The following is a 6096-nucleotide window of genomic DNA, read 5'->3' on the forward strand; positions in this document are numbered from 1 at the left end:
GTCGGGTTCCGTCAGGGCTACCGCCTCGCTCTTTCGATGGGAGAATGACAGATGCCAACGGTTCCAAGCTATCAGTCTGATGTTTCGCTGCGGCCGGCATTCCGGCAAGACCTGGATGCGAACGCAACGCCGGAAGCCTTCGGCGCGTCGATGGGGCGTGGCATGCAGTCGGCGGCGGCAGGGCTCGACAAGTTCGCCGACGTGGCCGCCCAGGTGAAATCGCTAGAAGACGAGGCGGCAGTAAGGCGCGCGAGGAACCAGTACATCGCGGAAGCCGACACGCTCAAGTACGACCCGGAAGGCGGATTTTTGCAGAAGGAGGGGCGCTCTGCGATCGATGCTTTCGCCGAGTACCAGCGCAACGTCGGCAGCCTCCGAAACAAGGTCTCCACTGCCGCGCGCCTGACGCCAAGCCAGCAGAACATGTTTGCCAAGGCGATCGACCCGCTGGAGCAAGATAGTCGCCGCCAAGGGCTGATGCACAAGGGCCAGGCGCTGAAATCCTACATCGTCGGCGATCTGAAAAGCAGCGTCCAGACGTTCGGCGATCAGGCGATGAAGAATGCCGGCAATCCGGCGATGGTGCAGAAGTACATAGCGGCCGGCCAGCTTGAGCTACGTCGGCAGGCGGAGCTTGAGGGCTGGGGTGCTGATACCTTGAAGCTCCAGGAGGCGGGTTTTGTTTCGGGCGTCCACAAGAACATCACCTTGAAGCTCGCTGCGAACGATCCGATCGCGGCCGAGAAGTACATGAAGGCAAACGCCGACCAGATGAGCGGCGCGGATCAGTACGAGCTTAGCAACTCGCTCAAGACCGAACTGGTCCAGGAGAAATCGAAACGCGAGGCTGAGGCGATCCTGTCGGGCGGTCGCCAGCCGTCCACCTCGGCGGAACCGGCCCAGCCGGCGAGCGGTCGCAGCCTCGGGCAAGCCGGCCCGACGCGCGCGCGCGCCTTCCTCCAGTCTGTCAGCAACAAAGGCCCGGCCTCGGTCGACAACCTGGATGACAGTTTCGCCACCAATCTGGCGGCGATGATGCAGGATGCGCCACCCGAAATCCGCAAGGGCCTCGGCATCTATTCGGGCTATCGCTCGCCCCAGCGGCAGGCGGAGCTTTTTGGCGCGGCGGTGAAGAAATACGGCTCCGTCGCAGCTGCGCGCCGCTGGGTCGCGCCTCCCGGCCATTCGCAGCACAACGCCGGGCACGCGGTCGATCTGTCCTATGGCGGGCAATCACTCTCGCACGCTCCGCAAGAGGTGATCGATTGGGTGCATGAGAACGCCGGCAAGTACGGCCTGTACTTCCCGATGAAGCATGAGCCCTGGCATATCGAGCCGATGGGCACGCGCGGCACGCGGGCGTTCTCCAGCACGGTCGCGCCCAGGAACAACACGATCGCGCCGCGCTCGGTCGCGCCGTCCTTTGACGACATCGAAAACCGGCTTGCGGGGATCGCCGATCCCGACGTTCGCGACGCGACGCGCAAGCGGCTCTATGCCGTCATGGAAGCCCAGAGCAAGGCCCAGGAGCAAGGCGAGAAAGCCGCCAAGGCTGAACTGTGGAAGTACATCGATCAGGGCCAGACGCCCGACCAAGTGCCGATGGAAGTTCGGCAGGCGGCGGGCATGGCTGCGGTATCTGCGGCCTGGAGCTACCAGGAAACCGCCGCCAAGGGTCGCGCGGTCGATAGCGATCAAACGCTGCTCTACGACATGCGCCGTTACGCCGCGACCAACCCGACTGAGTTCGCCAACTACGATCTCAACGATTACCGCGATCGTCTCTCGAAAGAGGACATCAAGGAATTGACCGGGCTCCAGACGACGGCGTTGACCGATCAGCGCAAGGCGAAGGAGAACGGGATCAACATCACCAGCGCGTTCTCCCAGGCAAGCGCCCAGCTTGAAGCCGTGGGCATTACCACGACCGGGAAAGAGGGAAGCGATCGTGAAGCGGCAGCTAAGCGCGTCGCCGAATTTCAGAACCAGCTGGCCGCGCAATTGGAGGAGTTTAAACGGTCGAACCAAGATCGTCCGCCGAACCAACTCGAAATTCAGTCGATGATCAACAAGCTTCTCTTGCCGGTCGTGATCAAGGACGGCGCTGGTCAGTCCTACGGGTCGATCCCCAACCCATTTACGTCTGCGGTAAACCTTTTCGGCGGCTCAACGCGCAACGGCTTCATGTTCGAGGTGCCCAAACGCGCGGACGACACGACCGTCGATGTCATCGTGAAGTACACCGATATCCCGATTGATCTGAGGCGCGGCATTGCCGCCGACCTGGAGAACGAACTTGGCCGCAAGCCGAGTGAGAATGAGGTCGTTCAGAGGTATGAGGATTTCCAGGCCGGGCGCGATCCGACGCCGATCCCCGCGACCCCTGTGCCCGATGACACGGAAAACTTGTGGCCCAATCGTGCGCTACAGCCGCTCACCTACATTCCCGGCAAGGCCCTGGAGGGGGTCGGTGAAATGATCGACCGGGTCGGCTCCGAAGCTTCAAGCAACAAGGGTGCAGCTCAGGACGCCCCGGCCAAAGAGGCTCCAGACGAGCCCGGCGTTGTGGGGACAATTCTGGGGACCCTCGGCAATGCGGCTGAGCGTGTATATCAGGGGCACTATTTACCCGAAGCCTGGGCACTCCGCGAGAAGCCCGGGTCCACGATGGCCCCGGCAAGAAGTCGAAGCGGCCGGCCGATTAGTCGCCGTCCTTGAGCGGCTCTGCCTCACGCTTCTCGATCTCGGCTTGAACAGCTTCGCGAATGAACTTGGCGCGCTGTTTCTGCCCAACGAGGTTATCGATTCGCGCGATAGTCTCGTTGGGAAAGCGTACGACTGTAGGCGTCATATTGAGTGGCGGTCTTCCCATTTGCGCTAGGTAAACGATATCGAATATCATTGTCAATGCGCGGGCGGTTGAAAATAAACGATATCGTTTATTGACGAACTTAACGATATCGTTTATATCAGTCCTTGTGAACGCGGCGATCTCCCTGCCGGTTCGAACCCAGTCGAAAGGACCACGATCATGGACAAGGGCGTTATCTTCGAAGGCGAAATGAACTTCCTCGGCATCCTGCTACAGCAGGCCATGATGTATTCGAAGGCGAAGATCGACGCACTGCCAGACGACATCAGCGTTGATGACGAATTCGCGGCGATCGACGCCGCCAGCGCGCCGGCATTTGCCATCGCTAACACGATCTCCTCTCTGCCGGCACAGAGCGAAACCGAAATCCGGATCAAGGCTACAGCCGCCGCTTGGATCGATGGCACTTATTGGACCGGTGCCGATCCTAGCGCGTTGAACTGAAGTCGCTTTGTGCAGTGTAGACGGGCGTTGCGGTCGCAGCGCTCGTTGTTGCTTTTATCGCAACTCTTGCGGGAGCGACCGAAAACAAGACAAGCTGAACCGGCCGGGGACGAACCCGCTGGAATGAGGCTTATTATGAACACTGCTTTTCTTCTGATGGCGCAATATAACGGCGCTGCTGTCATCCCGCTCGACGCCGTTTGCCGCGATTATTTCCAACACCTCACGCCTCAGTTGCTGGCTCGCAAGACGACAGAGGGCGAGATAGATTTGCCCGTGGTCCGGATCGAGCACAGCCAGAAAGCTGCCAAGGGCGTTCACCTCCTGGACCTCGCCGCCTGGATTGACAAGCGGCGGGAGGCGGCGAAGAAAGAAAACGACCAGCTACAGGGGCGTAGGTAGGCCGCAAATGTGCGCCCTTGTTCACCTGTGTTTTCCATGGTTTTTTCATGGAAAACCGCCAATATCCAGCTAAGTGCTTGAAAATATTGGTGGGCGATGCAGGGATTGAACCTGCGACCCCACCCGTGTGAAGGGTGTGCTCTCCCGCTGAGCTAATCGCCCGCTCGTTGCCCGAAGGCCAAGCGAGCCGCGATATAAGGGAGGCAGGCTGCCGAAGTCAAGCGATGTGCCGCTGGTCCCCGAAGGATCGCGATTGCGGGATCGGCGGACCGGATACGGCCTTGTTTTTGCTCAGGCCGCGGCGTCGATCAGCCGCTCGGCCAGGCCGAGCGTCAGCGCGTCGAAATGCGAGATCACCGCCGACGGCTCGAATTCTCTGACATGGCGCTCGGTGTAGCCGAAATCGACGGCCACCACCGGAATGCCGGCGGCCTTGGCGGTATCGATGTCGGTCTGCGAATCGCCGACCATCACCGCACGGTGCGGGTCGCCGCCGGCCAGCCTGATGGTTTCGGTGAGATGGCGCGGGTCGGGCTTGCGGAAGGCGAAGGTGTCCTGGCCGGCGATCGCGGCGAAATACCGCGCCAGGCCAAGCGCGCCGATCAGCGCCACCGAATTGCCCTCGTATTTGTTGGTGCAGATCGCCAGCAGATAACCGGCGGCCTTGAAGCGGTCGAGCGCCTCGACAACGCCGGGGTAGGGGCGCGACTTGCCGGGAATGTTGAGCGTGTAGTGGTCGAGGAACAGCTGCAGCAGCCGGTCATGCTCCTCCACCGCCAGCGCCCGCTGCTGCGCGGCATGCGCCCGCTCGATCATCACCCGCCCGCCATGGCCGACGAAGCGCTTGAAGCCGGCCTCGTCGACCGCCGCCAGCGCATTGGCCGCCAGGCTATGGTTCAAGCTGTCGAGCAGGTCCGGCGCCGTGTCGACCAGCGTCCCGTCGAGGTCGAACACGATGATCGGTCGGGTCATGGGCAGTCCTGTGCGGTTGCGTCGCCAGAGGCGATAACCCCTGCGTCCCGATCAGGCAAGCCGGCTTGGTCAATCCACAGGCCTTAAGCACAAGCGCGGCCTTTGACCGCGCGGGCAAAAATGCTAGGAGCGCCCAAATCAGCCTTTCCCGGGGACGACGTGCAATCATGGATGCCAGGCAACTGAAGGTCGAAGCCGCGCGGGCCGCCCTTGGCCATGTCAGCGACGGCATGCGGCTCGGCATCGGCACGGGGTCGACGGCCGAGGAGTTCGTGCGGCTGCTCGCCGAGAAGGTCGCCACCGGGCTCCGGATCATCGGCGTGCCGACCTCGGAGCGCACCGCCGCACTCTGCCGCGAACTCGGCGTGCCGCTCTCGACGCTCGAGGAAACCCCGGAGCTTGACCTTACCGTCGACGGCGCAGACGAAGTCGACCCGGAACTCACCCTGATCAAGGGCGGCGGCGGCGCGCTGCTGCGCGAGAAGATCGTCGCGGGTGCCTCCGCGCGCATGATCGTGATTGCCGACCAGTCCAAGATGGTGGAGACGCTTGGCCGCTTTCCGCTGCCGATCGAAGTCAACAAGTTCGGCCTGCGCGCGACCGAGATCGCGGTTGCCGCGGCGGCCGCGAGCCTCGGCCTTGCCGGTCCGATTACATTGAGGATGACGGGGAGCCAGCCTTTTGTTACAGACGGCGGCCATTTTATCCTCGATGCATCTTTTGGCCGCATTCCGGATACAAGAGCGCTTTCGAATGCTCTCCATGCCATTCCAGGCGTTGTCGAGCACGGTCTTTTCATCGGGCTGGCTTCAGCGGCCATCATCGCCGGCGGCGACGGCATCCAAACCGTCCATGCCGCCCGAAAACCAGGGAGTTCTATCGACCATGATGTTGCATAACCGGGTTCGCCGCTTCTCGGCCGCTCTGGCGGCTTCGGCTGTCCTTGCGCTGTCCTCGCCGGCGTTTGCGCAGGACGTCTCCGAATCGCATCTCAAGGCCGCGCGCGCCGCGGTTGCCGCGATCCACGCCACCGACCCGTTCGACAACATCCTGCCGCAGGCGGCGGCGGCGCTCGAGAACCAGCTGATCCAGAAGAACCCCGACATGCAGGAACTGATCGGCAAGACCGTTACCGAAAAGGCGATGGCGCTGGCGGCGCGGCGCGCCGATCTCGAAAAGGAGGCCGCCCTTGCCTATGCCAAGGTGTTCTCCGAAAAGGAACTCAACGACATCGCCACCTTCTACGGCTCCGATTCGGGCAAGAAGCTGCTCGACAGCGGCCCTGCGGTGACGCGCGATCTCGTCAAGGCAGCCGACATCTGGCAGAACGGCGTTGCCCGCGATCTCGCCCAGCAGGTCGGCGAAACGCTTGCCGCCGCGTCGAAGGCCGCCGCTCCGGCGGCGCC

General features: G+C 62.5%; 6 protein-coding genes and 1 tRNA gene. 5 read left to right on the top strand and 2 right to left on the bottom strand.

Features of this window, described 5'->3' with window-relative positions:
* Window positions 1-51: 51 nt before the first annotated feature.
* The 3 genes from EN738_RS29315 (at window position 52) to EN738_RS29330 (ending at window position 3718) form a co-directional block, all read left to right on the top strand.
* Window positions 52-2718: a D-alanyl-D-alanine carboxypeptidase family protein gene (locus EN738_RS29315; RefSeq protein WP_127286697.1), complete on the top strand. Its 2667-nt coding sequence runs from the start codon at window positions 52-54 to the stop codon at window positions 2716-2718.
* Between the two features lie 313 nt (window positions 2719-3031).
* A complete protein-coding gene (locus tag EN738_RS29325) occupies window positions 3032-3316 on the top strand; it encodes a hypothetical protein (protein ID WP_127286699.1) in 285 nt (94 codons plus the stop codon).
* Between the two features lie 135 nt (window positions 3317-3451).
* The gene (locus tag EN738_RS29330) at window positions 3452-3718 is read left to right on the top strand and encodes a pyocin activator PrtN family protein (protein ID WP_127286700.1); all 267 of its coding nucleotides are present in this window, start codon (window positions 3452-3454) and stop codon (window positions 3716-3718) included.
* An 87-nt stretch (window positions 3719-3805) separates the two neighbouring features.
* On the opposite strand, the gene EN738_RS29335 is transcribed toward EN738_RS29330, so the two are convergent.
* Window positions 3806-3880 (bottom strand) — tRNA-Val (locus EN738_RS29335).
* A gap of 129 nt (window positions 3881-4009) precedes the next feature.
* Window positions 4010-4690: a phosphoglycolate phosphatase gene (locus tag EN738_RS29340; protein ID WP_127286701.1), complete on the bottom strand. Its 681-nt coding sequence runs from the start codon at window positions 4688-4690 to the stop codon at window positions 4010-4012.
* 167 nt (window positions 4691-4857) lie between these two features.
* Here EN738_RS29340 and rpiA point away from each other — a divergent pair, with 167 nt between their 5' ends.
* Both rpiA and EN738_RS29350 read left to right on the top strand, forming a co-directional pair.
* Complete coding sequence (gene rpiA / locus EN738_RS29345) at window positions 4858-5589, top strand: ribose-5-phosphate isomerase RpiA (RefSeq protein ID WP_127286702.1); 732 nt, start codon at window positions 4858-4860, stop codon at window positions 5587-5589.
* A partial coding sequence (locus tag EN738_RS29350; protein ID WP_127286703.1) for a DUF2059 domain-containing protein occupies window positions 5576-6096 on the top strand: 521 nt, incomplete at its 3' end. The genes rpiA and EN738_RS29350, both read left to right, overlap by 14 nt.

The organism is Mesorhizobium sp. M4B.F.Ca.ET.017.02.2.1 (assembly GCF_003998955.1).
In the GTDB taxonomy this organism is placed as follows: domain Bacteria; phylum Pseudomonadota; class Alphaproteobacteria; order Rhizobiales; family Rhizobiaceae; genus Mesorhizobium; species Mesorhizobium abyssinicae.